Raw genomic sequence first — 16,223 nt, 5'->3', positions numbered from 1 at the left:
ACGGGGCAGCAGATGGTGCGGTGCGCCAAGGCGCCACGTTCCTGGCCCGCAGACCTGCCGTCAGCCCGGTCGTCGGTGCGGGGAGCATCCGGCAGGGACGCCCAGGATCGGCAGCCGCTCGCCGGTCTCGTCGTCTGCTCGTCAACCGGCGATGCCGAGCACATGCCCAGCCCTTGTCGGCGGTGATGCATCGGCGAGTTCGGTGCATCAGTCCCTCATCCGCGCAGGTTTCGCGGCAACGAACCCCCACGTCGGCAGGACCGCCCCGCGCCACACGTCAGGACCAAGAGGCTCGCACTGTCGCCGGTGCCGGTGTCATTACTGCCCACGCACCGGCTGCAGAGCTGATCGGGCCGAGCGCCCCTCACTCTTCCCGTACCCGTTACCCCAGTCCGGGCGGGGCGATCCGGTATCACCGCGGACCTCGTTGCCTGGTGTCGTCAGGGCCGCCCGCCTGTGAATGTGTCGATTACCTGGTGTCGTCACGTGCCTTGGCGTCGCCGGTGATCGAGGACTGGCTCATACTCGGCTTCGGTGTCTTCACGCCAGGGCCGCAAGGGGTGACAGACCACTGGCGGTGGAGGAGCCTGTCCAGTGACAGTCTGGTGACACCCGGGGAGGCCCGGGCTCGGCTTACCCGCGTTCGGGCCGAGCACCCCCGGAGCCCTGGCTGTCATCGAGGGGGGTGTCATGGCGTGGCCGGCACGTGGGTGAGCCGTCCGGCGACGCCATGGCCGCCATCCTGACGTTGTGGGCCGCGGAGTTCGACGGCGTTCGCGATGTACGGTGCTCCGCCCCGGGCCGTGTGTGCGGCCGGCCCGACGGCCGTCTGCGAGGTACTGGGCAACCTGCACGGCAGTTTCGCGGAGACCTCCGGCTTCTTTCACACCCATACCAAGGTCTTCGGGCTCCGGCCCGCGCAGATCGCGATCGACCGTGCGGCACGCGACCGGATACGCGGCCACCTCGATGCACGCAGGGCTGGCCCGTCAGCCTGAGCGGCGAGGGGCTCGCGTCCGATGGCTGCTGGCCCGACGCGGGCCGCTTGCTGGTCCGCGAGCACAGGAAGTGCATCGGCGAGGATCGCGAAGGCCAACAGGCAGCGGATGGGCAGCCCGGTGCGGACCGTGGCCGTGACCCGCTTGTCGGTGGTGGTGCCCACGTGAGACCGCTTCGTGTACTCGGGTCTTGTCTTGTAGTCCTTCGGGTCCACGACGCTGCGATCGCGCCACTCTCGAATACCGGCTGCACGGATCGTGGTCTGCCTCCCGAGCCGTCCAATTGGGTGGATACCCGCCAGTCACGGCACCCACGACCTGCTGAGCCCCGGGCCGCCCCGGGTTCTTCGAGGCAGCCGGGGGACCTCTGCACCGTGCACTGCCTCGGCAGAGGTTTCGGCCGCAGTGTTGTCAGGCGGCCGGGAAAGCCGGCAGGAGGAGGGTGCCCCGGGCGCGGATCAGCGGCGCCCCGGCCTTGCCCCGGCCCCGCCCCAGGCTACCGGCATCGATGTCTCGGGAATACGGGCTTTCGGCGGTGCCGTCGACGCTGTGGCGCGGCCGGAACAAGAACGCGCCCTTCGACGTGCCGAATCCTCAGGAGGCTTCGCGCTGCAGCCGCGACGGCCGAGCGGTACCTCGCTGAACTCGAAGGAGGCAACCCATTGGGTGGGCCGGGCATGGAGTGCGCGGAAAAGGACAACCCCTGCTGCGGCCAACACGAGAAGATGGGCAACGGTGAGCACGACCGTCATCGTCGTCATTGCGCCCGGGCCGGTAAGCCGAAGGGGGTGGCCGGTACCCCACCCAGGTGCGGCGCGGCGACGCCGTGACTCTCCCCGGCGTCGTCGGGGCATCCGAGGCCAAGGGCGTCCTCGTTCGCGATCAGGGCGGCGGCCGTGCCGTGGTTGTGCGGATCGGCTGCGGCGGCCACCGGCCGTGCGGCCGCGGATGGGCCGCTCTCCGGCGGGATGATCACTGGGTTCCAGCGGTCCACGGTGCAGGTGAGCAGTGACCGTATGCGCGGGTCCTGCTCCCGCCCGAATCGGCCCACGTGCACCACATGGCCGGTGGCCTGCACCTTCCACGGGTTCAGCGGCCAGTACGTGTGTTTGACCGTGACGTGGGTGATCCGCCCCCAGCGGTGGTCGAGCAGACCGATGAGGGCGGGAAGCTCGTGTGCCAGACCACGGGAGCGTGGCCACCAGGCGCCGTCCAGCAGTCCTCGGCGCGCGCCGGGCTGTTTCAGCGACACGTGCCCTGACGGAGCCACATGCATGTTGGCAGTCGGCAAGAGACCGATGGTCGTCGTCATGGCGCGAACCTGCCTTCGGGGATGTTTTCGGCCGCCCCGCATGGCCTTTCGCCGGGAACGGCGCCGATGTGGAGACGGCGCGCGGAGTGTTCCCAGCTACTTCACCCTACTCCGGCGAGGGCCCGGGACGGGCGGCTCGAACGGTCGAAAACTTCCCTGTCTGCTGCACAGCAGTGGCCAGGACACGGGGGGTGCCCCTATGGGTTTCGTCAACCCGTGGGGGCGGGCTTGGGGTGGTAGAGGGTGCCGTCGCGGAGCATGGCGAAGAGGACGTCGGCTCGTCGTCTGGCGAGGCAGAGGAGGGCTTGGGTGTGGTGTTTTCCCTGAGCGATTTTCTTGTCGTAGTAGGCCCGGGAGACCGGGTCGGCCAGGGCGGCGAACGCGGAGAGGAAGAAGGCCCGTTTGAGCTGCTTGTTTCCTCTGCGCGAGGGGTGTTCGCCGCGGATGGAGGAGCCCGAGCTCCGGGTTGCCGGGGCGAGGCCGGCGTAGGCGGCGAGGTGGGCGGCGGACGGGAAGCTGGATCCGTCGCCGACGTCGATGAGGATCCGTGCTCCGGTCCTGACGCCGATCCCCGGCATGGACGTCAGGACCTTGGAAAGAGGGTGGGACTCCAGCAGTTCCTCGATCCTCATGGCGAGGAGTTTTCGCTGGTCGAGCACTGCCTGGAGCGAGCCGGCGAGGCTGGGGACGATCAGTGTGGCCGCATCGGTGCCGGGCACGACCACGGTCTGCTCGTCCAGCGCGGTGAAGATGTCGTCGACCAGCCGCTCGGCCATCCTCGGTGCCTTCGGGCGGACCAGGTTCACCAGCCGGCGCCGTCCGGCCTTGCGGATCAGGGCTGGCGAGCCGAACTGGTCAAGCAGCTTGAGCACGGCCGGGTGCTGCACTCGCGGGCCCAGCACCCGTTCGAGCGACGGGTGGATCTGGGTCAGCAGGCCACGGAGCCTGTTGCTGATGCGGGTGGCTTCGCCGGCCAGGTCGTCGTCGAAGCCCGCGATCATCTCCAGCTCGGCCACCGTCTCGTCGGCGGGCTCAATCGCCCGCAGAGTGTGCGGCATCGAGCGGGCGGCGTCAGCGATGACGAACGCGTCGCGGGCGTCGGTCTTGGCCTCGCCGGGATAGAGATCGGCGATCCGCCGCATGGTCAGGCCCGGCAGATAGGCGACTTCGCAGCCCGTGTCGCGGGCCACCGCGAGCGGCAGGGCACCGATCGAGGCGGGCTGGTCAACGACCACGAGTACGGTGGTGTGCTTGGTCTTGAGCTTGGCGAAGACCTCGCGGAGCTTGGATTCGCTGTTGGGCAGGCGCTTGTCGAAGGCTTTCCTCCCGGCCGGGGTGACGGCGGTGGCGTGGTGCTCGCCCTTGCCGACGTCCAGGCCGAGGAAGGCGCCGATTCCGCTGATGTCGATCACGTGCGTCCTTCGGTCGTCCTCGCCCGGCCGTCCCACGGCACCGATGTGAAGTAGGCCGCCGACGAGGTGCCCGTGGCTCGGGTCCTTTTCCGACGGCCCCTTCCCGAACCGGACGGGCCCGCTTTCCAGGCATCCGGCTCTCCAGTGGTCATCTCCGGGTTGAGGAAGTGGCCCGACCTGCATGAATGGCGTGATGACAGGCTTCACAGACCACCAGGGTCTTGCGTCGCCATTTCGCCATCAGCACCTTCCAAAGCGGAGGGTCGGGCCGACCGGGGCGCTTGAGATCGGCGAGCTTGCGGACGTGATGGACATGAAGTCCGGTCCGCTTCCCGCACATCTCGCACTCGCCAGCCAGGAGCCTGTGCAACAACTCGTTGCCCCGGCTCCGCTTGGTGGCCGGTGCCCGGTCGAGGATCTCCGCCGCGCGCTGCCGCTTGAGCGGGATGCCCCCGAAGGTGGCGACCAGTGGCTTCCTTCCGCCGTCACGGGGAACCGTGACCTGCAAACACCACCGGGGACCATCCGGAGTCTCGGTGGTCGCATAGAGCCTGCGGGCCACCTTCCGAACAGAGCAGGAGTGCTTACTGGCGAGGGTCTTGAGCATGGAAGTCTCCATGACCCAGCGCAGGCGGCCCAGTCGGTGAACGTCCTGGGCGAGGAGGTAGTACTGGACCAACCCTCGGTATTCCGCTTGGTACTTCACCACGATCGAGTAGTCGCTGTCGTGGATCAGAACTCCGCGGCGTACGGGTTTCCCGCCGCGCATGTAGATCGCGCAGCGTTGCCGGATCACAGCTGGTGGCACGTAGAGACCGATGACGCCGTTGGTTGCCCGGCGTCCCCGGGAGATCTTCGTGTCACTGCGCTGGGCCCTGATGTCGTAGCCGAGGAAGCACGCCGGCTGGCTGGCGGCGTGCGTGATCAAGGTCTTGGACTCAGACAGTTCCAGCTTGAGCGTGTCGCGCAGGAACTGCTGGATCCGTTCTTTGATCTCCTCGGCTTCGGCCTTGGGCCCGGCGAATCCGAGGACCCAGTCGTCTGCGTATCTGACATACCGAAGCCTCCGGTAGCCCGGATCGGCGGGGTCGAGGCTGGGCCTGCGGCGTTGCTGTTGTCGAAGTTCCAGCACCGTCGCAGTGTCCCCGCGTCGCCGAGCCCGTGCGATCCGGTCGGAGACCCGTTGGTATTCAGGATGACGCCGTCGGACGACGCCTCGGTTGTATTCCGGCAGCAGGTGCTGTTCAACGAAGCGGTCGAGCCGGTCCAGGTAGATGTTGGACAAGATCGGCGAAGCGACTCCACCCTGCGGAGCTCCGCTGAGCGTGGCCTTCCACCGCCAGTCCTCCAGATACCCGGCCTTGAGCATCCGGCCGACCAGCCGCAGGAACCGGCTGTCGTGGATCTTCTCTCCCAGGATCCCGAGAAGAATCTCGTGATCCAGACTGCCGAAGCAGTCGGAGATGTCGCCCTCGACGAACCAGTGCGTTCCCTTCCAGGTCGTCACCTCGGCAAGCGCGGTGTGACAGCCCCGGCCAGGGCGAAAGCCGTGGGAGCGATCAGAGAACTGGACGTCGTAGTACGCCTCAAGCAACAGACGTACCACCTCAGCGACCAGCTTGTCCGACCACGTCGGCAGACCCAGACCACGCCGCTTCTTCGTGCGTCCCTTCTTCTCGATGTAGACGCGGCGGGCTGGCAGCCACCGGTACGACTCCGTGCGCAAAGCGCCGGTGATCACATCGATCTTCGCCAGGGACATGCCGTCCACGGTCTCCCCGGTGACCCCCGGCGTCATCGCACCCGCGTTGGCGTGGATACGGCCGTAGGCCCTGAGGAACAACTGCGGGTTGAACAACTGCCGGTAGAGCCTCTCCAACGGCAGGTTCTTCCTGCCGCGTTCCCGGATGACATTCAGTACCGTTTCGGCGTTCTGCATTACGCATACCTCCCGAACCGAATATCCTGACCTCCTGTGCCCCTTCGCCCTGTGGCCCGGCTTTCCCGGCCCCCTCGGCAGGTCGTGACTCCTGCGACTACTACGGGCACTCCGTCACCGTGGGGCTCGCGCCCTGTAGGTGATCCCGTGGTACGTCCTCGCTGTACGTATCGAGCGCGACGTAGGCCGCCCACTCATCTCCTTGACCGCCCTCGCTGGGCGACGCTCCCCGTCCCGGAGGTTGTCCGCCGACCGGCAACTTCGGCAGGCAGGGTGGGGTATCGGTGTCAGACGTCATACCGACGGCGGTGGTGCACGCCGCTGGAGATTAGGCTTCAGGCAATCCAGCTTTGGCCATATCGCGCGGGTCTGACGGACGCCGCCCTGGACGCCTCCAGGCGGTCCGTAGTCCTGGCATGCTCTTGTCCCCTCGCGCTTTCACGTCCAGGTAAGCCAGGTGACCCAGAAACATTCCTCCAAGTTCCTCCCGATTGAGTCGGGTATACAACGAAGCGCCTCACGGCGCACCGCCACATCCACATTACGAAGAGCCTCCCGGACCTGCGAAGAAGCCGGTGGTCATGCCCCTAATCAGCGGTCTGTCGATGCCTCCGGAACCGGTGACACCACCCCCCAGGCCATGTGTTCGACAGGGGGAGACAGTCATGCCAACTCCGGAGGCCGAGCGCCCCATTGCGGGGCCACCAAGAAGGTAATGGGGGAGGAGACAAGCCGAAATCCCCAGGTTTGCTGCACCACGAAGTTCCGCGATGGCGTATACCGGCTACATGCTCTTCGGCTATGGGAAGGCAATAGCCCCATACCGCAGGGAGCGAAATTCGCTGCGATGCCGTTCCGCTGTGCGGGAACACGCCACTGTGTGCAACGGTTGTCCATTGGCCGCCGGTATCGCCGTACTCATGCCTTGCATCGCGCAGACCCGGCCCTTGACCATCGCGTGCGACGAGACAGGCCCAGTAGTCGCGGTGACAGCACCGAGCACTCTCACGCCCAGCTCGGTTCCGACCGGTCCGCCGTGTCGCCGGCCTGCTCCTCTGCGGCAGCGGAGCAGGCCGTTGGCAGGCCGGGGCTGTGCTCCTCAAGCGGGAACGACTCCGGTGGCGGCAAAGATCTCCGCGGCCGATGTGCTGTTGCCGTCCTGGACAGCCATGGTCATGGCTGCGCGTGCCGCGGACGCGTCGGCCTGTGGCGGGAGCATCAGGAAGGAGAATATGTCCTGCCGCCCGCGGGTGACGAGCATCGTGCCGTCGCCGACCTCGGACCAGTCGATACGGATCAGGTGACCGTCGACGACCAAGTGGTGCGGGTGCGCGTCCCAGGCGCTCGCGTCCAGTCCGAGACGTGCGAGGGGACCCAGCCGCTCGGTCAACACGCGTATCAAGCCGGGCAACTCGGTCTCCAGATGCCGGGACCTCGGCCACCACGTGCCGTCGAAGGTCCCGTCGCGGCGAGGAGTCGTCTCCATTCTCAGTACGGCTATCCCTGGGCCCGCCTGGTGGGCTCGGGCGCCGTCCGACAGCATCACGGGCAGCAAAGGGTCAACGGTCATGGCGCACCGTCCGCACCCGAATGCTGCAGCAGTCGCGGAGGCGTCCATGGCCGGAGGCTCGTTTGCCGATCACCGGCGGACCGAGTGTGTTCGTGGTCATCACGCGTCCTCGCCTGGGGCAGCCCCGGTATGGTGCTTCGCCGAGAACGACACGGGAAACGGAGCCCGCGTACGAGGAGCCCTCGGTGTAATCAGCCTACTCTTGAACCACCGCTTCCCTGGTCAGGGTCTGTGCCCAGGGCTCCGGCCGACGGTAGTCGTGGTTGGCACTGCCGGCAGAGTACGCTGGTGGTACCGAGAGCATTTCCTGACCGGCTTCCTTGCCGGTATCTCTCTCGGTTCCAAGTTCCGGGCCGAGCACGCCGGGTCCGGGGACGGGTCGACACCATGACGGTGATCACCGAACGAGCCCCGCCGGCCACGCCGGCTGTCAGCCCCTCCGGCCACCCGCCGGTCCGGCTCTCCCTCAAGCCCTCGGGCCCGCGCACCGGGCTGCTCGACGGCGCCTGGTGGCCACGCTCGCGCGACCTCGCACGTGAACTTCCCACCCTGACCGGACAGCTGGAACCGCTGTGGGGCCGCATCACGCGCATCACGGTCAACCCGACGCACTGGCCGGTCGTGCCACGCAAGATCCCTGCCAACGGCCGTGTGATCAAGGTGGGCTGGTTCACCGACGAGCAGGACCCGCATCAGCTCCTGTTGCTCTCCTATCGCGTCGGGCGCTGGGACCTGCTGATCGTCCCTCCGGAGACCGGCGCGGCCGCCGCCGCACGGCTCATGGACGCCGCTTCGGACCCGCACACCGCCCGTACCGGCAGCGAACTCCTGGGGGCCGAGTTGGCTCGTCACCCCACGGCCTCTGCCGAGGCGGCTTCGCCGGGCCACACCGAGACATGGGAAGCGGAGGGCGGCGCCATGGCCGCACCCGTTTCCACGACCGACGGGAAGTGACACGGCCATGGGCACCGGCCTCACCGTCACCGTCATACTCGCGATGATCGCTCTGGGAGTATTCGTGATCCACCTTCTGAACGCCCAGCACAACGACCGGATCGCGCTGCACCGATACAGCCGCCGCATTCCGGACCGCCGCGGCTCCCGCAACCCGGCCCGGCCGCAGCAGGTCACCGCCGCCTCTCTCCCCGTTCACACGCGCCGGGACCACAGGGACGGAGGCCGCGGACGCCTGCGCCCGCGGCGCAGGACCACCGGATCCTTCAAGGGCCGGAGGTTCTGACAGGAAGAACAGCGCGACGCGGCGGGCCTGTGACCGGGCCTGCCGTGCGGTTCTCGCGGAAGCAACCACGGGCCTGCCACGGGCGGTGAGCGGGGACTTGGTGCCCGTACGGGTTCGAGGGCCGACGAGCCGCGCTGATGCCCGCGTAGTCGCCGCGCCCCCCACACACCTCCCGGCGGTCGCGCCGATGCCCGAGCCGGGCTCCACGCGCAGCCCGGCCGGATCCGCGTCTTGCGCGCTGCCGTGCCCTCGACCGCTTCCCCGACCCTGACCGACCCGTTAGGAGCTGTTCGAGGTTCGGATCACGTGGGGGAAGTGATGCGTTTCAGCCACATGATTGACCCTCGGAGGTGGAGCCCGGCCTCGTAGCTCTGCGGTGTTTTGTCATGGCGGGTGGCCAGGCCGCGCCAGGTTTTGATCTTCTGGAAGCAGCGTTCGACGGTGTTGCGCTGTTTGTAGCGTTCGGGATCGAAGGTGACGGGCCGCCCTCCGGCCGAGCCCTTCTTCTTCCGGTTGTTCTGCTGGTCGGTCTTCTCCGGGATGACCGCGCTGATGCCGCGCCGGCGCAGGTAGACGCGGTTGGCCCGGGAGGAGTAAGCCTTGTCCGCGGCCACGGCGCGTGGACGGGTGCGGGGGCGGCCAACAGGCCCGGGCACGCGCACCCCGCCCAGCACAGTCTGGAATTGAGGACAGTCCGCAGCCTGACCGGCGGTGAGCACGAACGACAGCGGCAGGCCGGCGGCGTCGACCGCGACGTGGATCTTGCTGCTCAGTCCGCCCCGGGACCGGCCGAGCCGAGCGGCACCCGCCCTGGCCCTGCGGCGCCGGCGCAAGGCCGCCCGATCCTGGGCCGGCGGCGCGTTTGCACGGTCCGGGCCCGCACAGGCCGTCGCCGGATCACCCGCCACACTGGTGGCTGCACCGCAAGCGGAGCCTGCTTTTCCTCGGTCAGTGCCTGCTCCAGGGCGTCCAGCGTCTCTCCGGCCACCGCCAGCCCGGCCGACTCATGGTGAGCCCGAACGACCGTGGAGTCCACACTGACCAGTTCCAGGCCGACCTGCCCCCGAGCGGCGGCCTCGGCGATCAGCGCGTCCATCAGGCCCTGCAGCACCCCGGCCCTGGCCCAGCCGTTGAACCGGGAGTAGACCGTGGACCAGGCCCCGTACCGTTCCGGGACATCGCGCCAGCCGCTGCCGGTGCGAAACCGCCACAGCACCCCGTTGAACTGGTCCCGCACCCGCCGCGGCAACGGCCCGGTGGCCGCCACCGGCAGATGCGGCTCGATCAGAGCCCACTCGGCATCCGTCACATAGAAACGCGCCACAGCCGAGTTCTACCAGCCCCAGTGAACACCGCACCGGACCTCACCTAGATCCGAACCTCGAACAGCTCCTAGACGGAACGCTCGCCGAATGCGACCGGGTCGGTGACAGCCGGGCCGGCTTCTCCCACAAGCACCGCCGCCACGGGGTGAATGTGCAGGTCGTGGCAGATCCTGCGGGCAAGCTGCTGTGGATCTCGCCCGCACTGCCCGGCCGCACCCACGACCTGACCGCGGCCCGCGCCCACCGCATCATCCGGATCTGCGAACGCCAAGGCGTACCCGTCCTCGCCGACCGCGCCCACATCGGGGCCGGCTCATGGGTGACCACGCCGATCAGACGCCGTCCGCACCAGGACCTCACCGCGACCGAGCGGACGATAAACCGTGCCCTGTCAGCGGCACGAGCCCCGGTCGAACGAAGCGTTGCGAGACTGAAGCCCTGGCGCATCTTCCGCCGAACCCGCTGCAGCCCCAACCGCATGAGCGTCATCGCCAAAGCCGTCCTCACCCTGGAGAGGCACCACTGAAAACGCTCAGTTATTCACGGACAAGCCCCGGCCGTGCCGGAGTACTGCCGCTGCACCCCCGCCGAGACGGTGCCCTGCTTCACGAACCCGGTGTCGTCGACGATCAGGACGCCGCCCGGGGCGCCGAGCTTCTCGGCGACGTAACTCTGCACGTCATCGCGGAGCTCGTCGGGGTCCCACCGGCTCCACGACAGCAGGTGCTGTAGGCCGTAGGGGCCGTTGTGACCGGCGCACTCGGCCAGCTGCCTGGGGGGCGCCCCCTCTGGGGGACTGTTCTTGCGGCTCACCGGGCCCAGCAGGCCCGGGACGTAGTCCCGCATCCGCCGCCGCACCTCGATCCGGCCGAACCTTCCGCTCACCCGCAGGAACAGGACTTCGAGCTCGGCGCTCCAGCGTCCCGTGACAAAGTCCGCCATCATGCCCCGATCCTGAGCGTTCCGCCCCGCTGTCCACGCCGGCATCCCGGAACCGGCCCGTGGGGCACCGCCCGCCCGCTAGGCTCGAAAGACCGCGTCTGACCAGCGGGAATGGTGAAGTGCCACTGGAGTACTAAGGCCCGGTCCGTGAGTCGGGGACCTACGGTGTCCGGTCGTGTGGGTAGGCGGTGGCCCGGTGCTGGAAGGAGAGGATCTTCGGGTTCTGGACGACGCCGTCGCGGATCTCGATCGCCTTACTGATCGTGGCGTCGGCCTCCCATGCCCCGGGGCCTTCGAGGACTCTGCGCACATACGGGAGGACGGCCTCGCTGATTTCCCACGTAGCCGAATCCCACAGATGCGACGGGCTGTGGTCGACGGCGTAGTAGTGGCAGCCGGCGCCAATGGTGGCCATCGGCTCGCCGAAGGTGGCCGGGCACGCCCACTCGAAGCCCATGCCTTCGTCGCACGACACGTCCACGAAGTAGGTCCCCGGCCGGAACAGACCGAGCTCCTTGTCCGTGACGAATACCAGCGGCGCGTCGGTGTCCTGTCTTATGCAGTTGACGACGATGTCGAACCTGGGCAGGTACTCGGCGAGCGGTACCGGACCAGCAGGGGCCAGGGTCTGGAGGCGGGACGGATCGTCCGGCTGCTCCTGGAAATGGCCCATCACCACGGACGGCATCGGCGAGGCGACCGCCGCCGCATCGCGCTGGGTGAGCACCGTGACGTCGGACACGCCCATGGCGCCCAGGCCCGTGACCGCTCCACGCGCCGTCGGTGCCGCAGATAACGCAGGTCAGCCCAAAGAGCATCTCTTCGGTCGGTGCCGAGCGGCTGTTGCAACGGCTGTAGATGGAGGATTGCGAATACATCAGTCCCACGTCCTCGGGAGCCGACGGGCCCTGGGCTTGTCGTTCGCCGAGAGCGACACCGAAAGGGATGACGGCATACGAGATACGCCCGGTACTGCCACCGTACTCCGGTATGCGACCGGTTCGAACCACCGTTCCTAGCACGAAGCGGCCCGCACGATCACCTCGGTTGCGGCCGGGACGGCGGGCGGATGTCGTGACAGCGCCGGCCGCCGACCCCGACGGCGAGGCGGCACGCGGCCGGTGCCCCGCCGCCCGCGCCGAACGGGTCCGGGGCATGCTCGACCGGGCCCGCGCCCGCGGCGCGGAACCCCTGTACCTGCCGGATGGGCTGGCCGTCGTCCTGATGCCGACCTGTGCCCGGATGCTGTTCGGCGTCGGGCCGCTGACACCGGACTGCATCGACGATCTGGTCGACCGCGTGCTCGCGCGCCGACCCGGGTGACGGCCCACCTCGTACAGACGCCCTGAGACCGCGCCGCATGTCCTCACAGAATCGGCTGCCGGCGTACGCGCCGGTCACGGTCAAGGCGGGCACCCAGAGGGCGCTGGTCGGCGCGCAGGTGACAGGCGAGTACGGGCGTCACGCCCCGCGCCCGACCCGCATGTCCGGCCGGAGCAGTCGATGACACCGGCGCCCGGTCACCGCGCGCCGCGTGGGTCATCGGCGGCGGTGGTCGAGGCGGGCGGGGGTGGGCCAGCGGACGTCGGTGGCCCAGCCGAGGCGTTCGAAGAGGCGGATGGCGGCGGCGGTCGGGTCGAGCTGGCCGCGGTCAACGCCGTGGCGGGCGCAGGTGGGGTCGGCGTGGTGGAGGTTGTGCCAGCTTTCGCCGAAGGAAAGCAGGGCCAGCGGCCACAGATTGGTGGCGCGGTCGTGGCGGCGGGTACGGAACGGGCGGGTGCCGACCATGTGGCACAGCGAGTTCACGCTCCACGTCACGTGCTGGAGCAGGGCGACGCGTACGAGGCCGGCCCACAGCAGTGCCGTGAGAGCGCCGTGCAGCGTGCCGCCGACGCCCCAGCCGATGGCGAACGGCAGCGCGAGGCTGAGGGCGCACCATGCGGGGAAGGCACGGGAGACGGCGCGCAGCCCGCGGTCGGCGAGCAGGTCGGGGGCGTAGCGTCCGGCGGGGACGGTGGCGCTGGTTTCGCGGTGGAACAGCCATCCGACGTGGGCATGTGCCAGGCCGCGGAGCTGACCGCGCAGGGTGGTGCCGTAGCGGAACGGCGAGTGGGGGTCGCCGGGGCGGTCGGTGAAGGCGTGGTGGCGCCGGTGGGTAGCGACCCAGCCGATCACGTCGCCCTGGAAGCTCATCGAGCCGGCCACCGCCAGGACGAGGCGCAGTGGCCGGATGGCGGTGAAACTGCGGTGCGTCAGACCCCGGTGGAACCCTGCGGTGACGCCCAGGCCGGTGACGACGTAGAAGACGAGGGCGATGAGGAGGTCGGCCGGCCCGAACAGGCGTCCCCACAGCACCCAGCCGGCCAGGACCACGGCCAGCAGGGGAAACGCCACGATGGCCCCCGTCAGGACCATCTGGAGGCGCTGGGCGCCGGTACGGGGGCCGGGCCGCCCCTCCGGGAAGGGGGAGGTCCCGTCATAAGCGCGTCGGCTCCCGGGCCGTTCGGGTGGTGCCTGGGGCGCGGTGGTCGTGGTCACGCGTGGCTCCTCGGCCTGTTTGGAGGGGTTCGGTCCGGCCGGGGTCCGGGGCCTGCAAGGTAGGGGGTTCCCAAAACGGCGGGAGGCGGCACGCTGTGTGCTGCCGCGAGTGGCCGTCAGGCGGGGAGACGGTGCGGGCCGTAGCCCGCTGGGCTGGTCTGCGCTCCGGTACCGCCGCCCGCGCGGGAAGCGTTGGCCATGATGCGGACGGCCTGGTCCGCCGGGGTGTCGGGCGCCACGACGAGCAGGTCGCACCGGCCGGTGCCCAGGGCGAGCAGGCACACGCTGTGGCGGTGTCCCATCCCGATGGACCGGCTGATGTGGATCACCCGTCGGCCGAGCGCCAGGCGGTGGGGGCCGGTGTCCCACATCGAGTTGTCGACGGTGACCCGGGTGATACGGCCCCAGCGGGGGGCCAGCGCATCCAGCAGGGGCGGCAGTTCGGTGGCGAGATGCCGGGTGCGCGGCCACCACGCGCCGTCGATGCGGTGCAGGCCGGTGCCCTGGGGGAGAACGGCGAGCCGGGCGGGAAGGGACCGTTGAGGGGCGGTCGGGGGCACGCTGGTGGTGGTCATGGCGTCAGCCTCTCTCCGGACGGTTCGTCCGGGGCGGTGGGTGCGGACGGCCGCGGGACGGCGTCCGCGAGTTCGTCGTGGTGGGGCCGGCCGGCGACCGGCCACGGCCGTGGCGGCTCCATGGCACCGGGGGTGCGGGTGGTGTCGACCGTGAGGTGGAGTCTGGTGCCGCCGTCGGGCGCGTCGGGGTAGCTGCGCTGCTCGGCGCCGGCGTAGTGGTCGCGCAGCGTCTGGGCGACCAGGCGGGCCGCTTCGGGGGTCGCCGCCTCGATGCGGACATCGACGTGACCGGGTGCCGTCGTGGGCCCCTGGGTGGCCTCGGCGGGTTGCGGACGGGCAGTGGTGCGCTCGGGGTGGTCGGTCAGTGGGCGGTGGGTCATGGATATCTCCTTCCGGGCCGTACGGTGGCGGCGTCGGGGCGCGGTGATGTGTAGGGGCGGCCGGAGAGGAAACCTCCGGTGCGGTCGCGAAGCCGGTGCCGAGCAGAACGTTGCCGGGACGTCGCAGCCACCAAGGTGCCTTGCCGCACGCGCGGCAGACCGGGCCTACCTGGTCGGGGCCGGGGCCGTGCGGACGGCTCCGCCCTCGCTCTCCCATTCGGCTGCGCCGGGCGCCACGTTGCGGGTACCCGCCATCCGGCGGCTACACGCAACGGCCGGTGGACCGACGGTCTTCAACAGGCCGCTTGCCGTGAGGGAGTTGTGCGGATCGGCGGCAGCGAGCATGAGGGCCGCCGCACGGTCCGGGGCGGTTTCGGGCGGCACGATCAGCAGGTCCCAGCGCCCCACGGTGTACGAGGCGAGGAACAGCTCGTGCGGGTCCTGTTCGGCCCCGAACGCTCCCACCCGCACCACGTGGCCGTTGACGGGCACCTTGCGCGGGATAACCGGCCAGTAGGCCGGGTTCACCGTGACGCTGGTGATGCGGCCCCACAGGGGGTCCAAGGCGGCGGTGAGAGCCGGCAGTTCGCGTACCAGGTCGCGGGAGCAGGGCCACCAGGCGCCGTCCAGTGGGCCACTGCGGCGGTTCGTCGGTGTCAGGCGAAGCCTGGCTGTCCAGGAGCCGGTGGAAGCAGTCGTTGATTCGTCGAGCACGGTCATGGCTCGGTCCCACCTGAGAGGCACCACAACGGGCGACGTTGTCTGCCTGGGGGTCGTCGTTCTCCGAGAACGACTCCGGCGTCTGAGCCAGTGTACGAAATGCTCTCGGTGACACCCAGCCTACCGCGTCCGGCGATTGATCGGCCTGGGTGAAGGTACCGGCTTGCTCACATCGGTCCTGCTTGGCTGATGCTCCTGTACGGCGCGCGCGGGGAGCGCGTGGCGCAGGATGCGGCCCCAGGTGGAGGCGTACTGCCGGTGCAGCGGGCCGGTGACGTACGGGATTCCGTACGTCGCGCAGGTCTTGCGCACCCGGTGGGCGATCTCGGCGTAACGGTTGCTGGGCAGGTCGGGGAAGAGGTGGTGCTCGATCTGGTGGCTGAGGTTGCCGCTGAGGAGGTGGAAGAGGGGGCTGCCCTGGAGGTTCGCCGAGCCTTGAATCTGCCGGAGGTACCACTCGCCCCGGCTCTCGTCCTCGATCTGCTCCTCGGTGAAGGTGCGTACGTCACCAGGGAAGTGGCCGCAGAAGATGACGGTGTGTGCCCAGATGTTGCGCAGGGTGTTGGCGGTGAGGTTGGCGAGCAGGCACGGCACCGCGGACGGGCCCGCGAGCAGCGGGAAGAACACGTAGTCCTTGGCGAACTGGCGCAGGGCCTTGCGGGCCAGCCCCGCGGCATCGGTGACCAGGCGCCGGGCACTCTTTTGGCCTGCGACGGCGGCGTCCACCTCCAGGTCGTACAGCGCGATGCCCCACTCGAAGACCGGCGCGAGGAGGGCGGCGTAGAGCGGCTGGAGGAGGTGGGCCGGATGCCAGCGCTGGTCGGGGCTCATGCGCAGGATGGTGTAACCGAGGTCGCGGTCGCGTCCGGCCACGTTGGTGTAGGTGTGGTGCAGGTGGTTGTGGGTGTGCTTCCAGGCTTCGGCGGGGGAGGGGAAGTCCCACTCCCAGGTCGTGGAGTGGACGGCCGGGTCGCCCATCCAGTCCCACTGCCCGTGCAGGATGTTGTGGCCCAGCTCCATGTTCTCCAGGATCTTGGCGGTGGCCAGCATCCCGGTGCCCGCGAGCCAGGCCGGCGGCAGCAAGGAGACGGCGAGAACGGCCCGGCCCCCTGCCTCCAGCCCGCGCTGCACGGTGATCACGGTGTGGATGTAGCGGGCGTCGGCGGCGCCGCGGTCGGCGACGACCTCGGCGCGGATTTGGTCCAGCTCCGCTCCGAATGCTTCGATCCGCTCGGGAGTCAGGTCGGGGGCGGTGGTCGCCATGGTGGCTCC

At 69.4% G+C, this 16,223-nt stretch carries 13 protein-coding genes and 3 pseudogenes; 3 read left to right on the top strand and 13 right to left on the bottom strand.

The genetic code is table 11. From position 1 onward, the window contains the following. Window positions 1-883: 883 nt before the first annotated feature. The 5 genes from CP984_RS02840 to CP984_RS02820 all read right to left on the bottom strand — a co-directional run bounded on the left by CP984_RS02840 (window position 884) and on the right by CP984_RS02820 (window position 7,231). A complete protein-coding gene (locus tag CP984_RS02840) occupies window positions 884-1,162 on the bottom strand; it encodes a hypothetical protein (protein ID WP_129820861.1) in 279 nt (92 codons plus the stop codon). A 593-nt stretch (window positions 1,163-1,755) separates the two neighbouring features. Next, complete coding sequence (locus CP984_RS02835; RefSeq protein WP_129820860.1) at window positions 1,756-2,310, bottom strand: DUF5994 family protein; 555 nt, start codon at window positions 2,308-2,310, stop codon at window positions 1,756-1,758. 209 nt (window positions 2,311-2,519) lie between these two features. Then, the gene (locus CP984_RS02830) at window positions 2,520-3,722 is read right to left on the bottom strand and encodes an IS110 family RNA-guided transposase (RefSeq protein WP_003979366.1); all 1,203 of its coding nucleotides are present in this window, start codon (window positions 3,720-3,722) and stop codon (window positions 2,520-2,522) included. A 148-nt stretch (window positions 3,723-3,870) separates the two neighbouring features. Next, a complete protein-coding gene (locus CP984_RS02825) occupies window positions 3,871-5,661 on the bottom strand; it encodes a reverse transcriptase/maturase family protein (protein ID WP_003979365.1) in 1,791 nt (596 codons plus the stop codon). A 1,099-nt stretch (window positions 5,662-6,760) separates the two neighbouring features. After that, entirely contained in the window at window positions 6,761-7,231 is a 471-nt protein-coding gene (locus tag CP984_RS02820) for a DUF5994 family protein (RefSeq protein WP_003979364.1), read from the bottom strand. A gap of 387 nt (window positions 7,232-7,618) precedes the next feature. Between CP984_RS02820 and CP984_RS02815 the strand changes: the two genes are divergently transcribed. Then, a complete protein-coding gene (locus CP984_RS02815; protein ID WP_003979363.1) occupies window positions 7,619-8,185 on the top strand; it encodes a DUF5994 family protein in 567 nt (188 codons plus the stop codon). A 588-nt stretch (window positions 8,186-8,773) separates the two neighbouring features. Here CP984_RS02815 and CP984_RS02805 read toward each other — a convergent pair. Continuing rightward, window positions 8,774-9,795 (bottom strand): annotated as a pseudogene (locus tag CP984_RS02805) (IS5 family transposase). A gap of 65 nt (window positions 9,796-9,860) precedes the next feature. Here CP984_RS02805 and CP984_RS02800 point away from each other — a divergent pair. Then, window positions 9,861-10,322: pseudogene (locus CP984_RS02800) on the top strand (IS5/IS1182 family transposase); the annotation flags it as partial. Between the two features lie 26 nt (window positions 10,323-10,348). On the opposite strand, the pseudogene CP984_RS02795 reads toward CP984_RS02800, so the two are convergent. Both CP984_RS02795 and CP984_RS02790 read right to left on the bottom strand, forming a co-directional pair. Then, a pseudogene (locus CP984_RS02795) lies at window positions 10,349-10,741 on the bottom strand (transposase); the annotation flags it as partial. 157 nt (window positions 10,742-10,898) lie between these two features. Continuing rightward, complete coding sequence (locus CP984_RS02790) at window positions 10,899-11,486, bottom strand: Rossmann-fold NAD(P)-binding domain-containing protein (RefSeq protein WP_003979357.1); 588 nt, start codon at window positions 11,484-11,486, stop codon at window positions 10,899-10,901. Between the two features lie 326 nt (window positions 11,487-11,812). Between CP984_RS02790 and CP984_RS02785 the strand changes: the two genes are divergently transcribed. Then, complete coding sequence (locus tag CP984_RS02785; protein ID WP_003979356.1) at window positions 11,813-12,061, top strand: TetR/AcrR family transcriptional regulator C-terminal ligand-binding domain-containing protein; 249 nt, start codon at window positions 11,813-11,815, stop codon at window positions 12,059-12,061. Between the two features lie 216 nt (window positions 12,062-12,277). Here the strand turns inward: CP984_RS02785 and CP984_RS02780 are convergent, their stop codons facing one another. From CP984_RS02780 to CP984_RS02760, 5 genes are all read right to left on the bottom strand, one after another. Next, on the bottom strand, window positions 12,278-13,276 hold the full coding sequence (locus CP984_RS02780; protein ID WP_003979355.1) for an acyl-CoA desaturase: 999 nt from the start codon (window positions 13,274-13,276) through the stop codon (window positions 12,278-12,280). A gap of 116 nt (window positions 13,277-13,392) precedes the next feature. After that, window positions 13,393-13,851, bottom strand: a complete 459-nt coding sequence (locus CP984_RS02775) for a DUF5994 family protein (protein ID WP_003979354.1) — start codon at window positions 13,849-13,851, stop codon at window positions 13,393-13,395. Further along, window positions 13,848-14,231: a hypothetical protein gene (locus CP984_RS02770; RefSeq protein ID WP_003979353.1), complete on the bottom strand. Its 384-nt coding sequence runs from the start codon at window positions 14,229-14,231 to the stop codon at window positions 13,848-13,850. Before CP984_RS02770 ends, CP984_RS02775 begins: the two co-directional genes overlap by 4 nt. A 165-nt stretch (window positions 14,232-14,396) precedes the next feature. Next, the gene (locus CP984_RS41065; protein ID WP_003979352.1) at window positions 14,397-14,951 is read right to left on the bottom strand and encodes a DUF5994 family protein; all 555 of its coding nucleotides are present in this window, start codon (window positions 14,949-14,951) and stop codon (window positions 14,397-14,399) included. A gap of 120 nt (window positions 14,952-15,071) precedes the next feature. Further along, entirely contained in the window at window positions 15,072-16,214 is a 1,143-nt protein-coding gene (locus CP984_RS02760) for a fatty acid desaturase family protein (protein ID WP_003979351.1), read from the bottom strand. Window positions 16,215-16,223 lie beyond the last annotated feature (9 nt).

Origin of the sequence: Streptomyces rimosus, assembly GCF_008704655.1 — a bacterium.
Taxonomy (GTDB): Bacteria; Actinomycetota; Actinomycetes; order Streptomycetales; family Streptomycetaceae; genus Streptomyces; species Streptomyces rimosus.
This window is presented reverse-complemented; position numbering and strand designations above follow the sequence as displayed.

What these genes read in the sequence shown, in the direction of transcription:
- CP984_RS02790 (WP_003979357.1), bottom strand. Translation starts at nt 11,486, where the DNA reads ATGGGCGTGTCCGACGTCACGGTGCTCACCCAGCGCGATGCGGCGGCG.
- CP984_RS02835 (WP_129820860.1), bottom strand. Translation starts at nt 2,310, where the DNA reads ATGACGACGACCATCGGTCTCTTGCCGACTGCCAACATGCATGTGGCT.
- CP984_RS02815 (WP_003979363.1), top strand. Translation starts at nt 7,619, where the DNA reads ATGACGGTGATCACCGAACGAGCCCCGCCGGCCACGCCGGCTGTCAGC.
- CP984_RS02820 (WP_003979364.1), bottom strand. Translation starts at nt 7,231, where the DNA reads ATGACCGTTGACCCTTTGCTGCCCGTGATGCTGTCGGACGGCGCCCGA.
- CP984_RS41065 (WP_003979352.1), bottom strand. Translation starts at nt 14,951, where the DNA reads ATGACCGTGCTCGACGAATCAACGACTGCTTCCACCGGCTCCTGGACA.
- CP984_RS02825 (WP_003979365.1), bottom strand. Translation starts at nt 5,661, where the DNA reads ATGCAGAACGCCGAAACGGTACTGAATGTCATCCGGGAACGCGGCAGG.
- CP984_RS02775 (WP_003979354.1), bottom strand. Translation starts at nt 13,851, where the DNA reads ATGACCACCACCAGCGTGCCCCCGACCGCCCCTCAACGGTCCCTTCCC.
- CP984_RS02770 (WP_003979353.1), bottom strand. Translation starts at nt 14,231, where the DNA reads ATGACCCACCGCCCACTGACCGACCACCCCGAGCGCACCACTGCCCGT.
- CP984_RS02760 (WP_003979351.1), bottom strand. Translation starts at nt 16,214, where the DNA reads ATGGCGACCACCGCCCCCGACCTGACTCCCGAGCGGATCGAAGCATTC.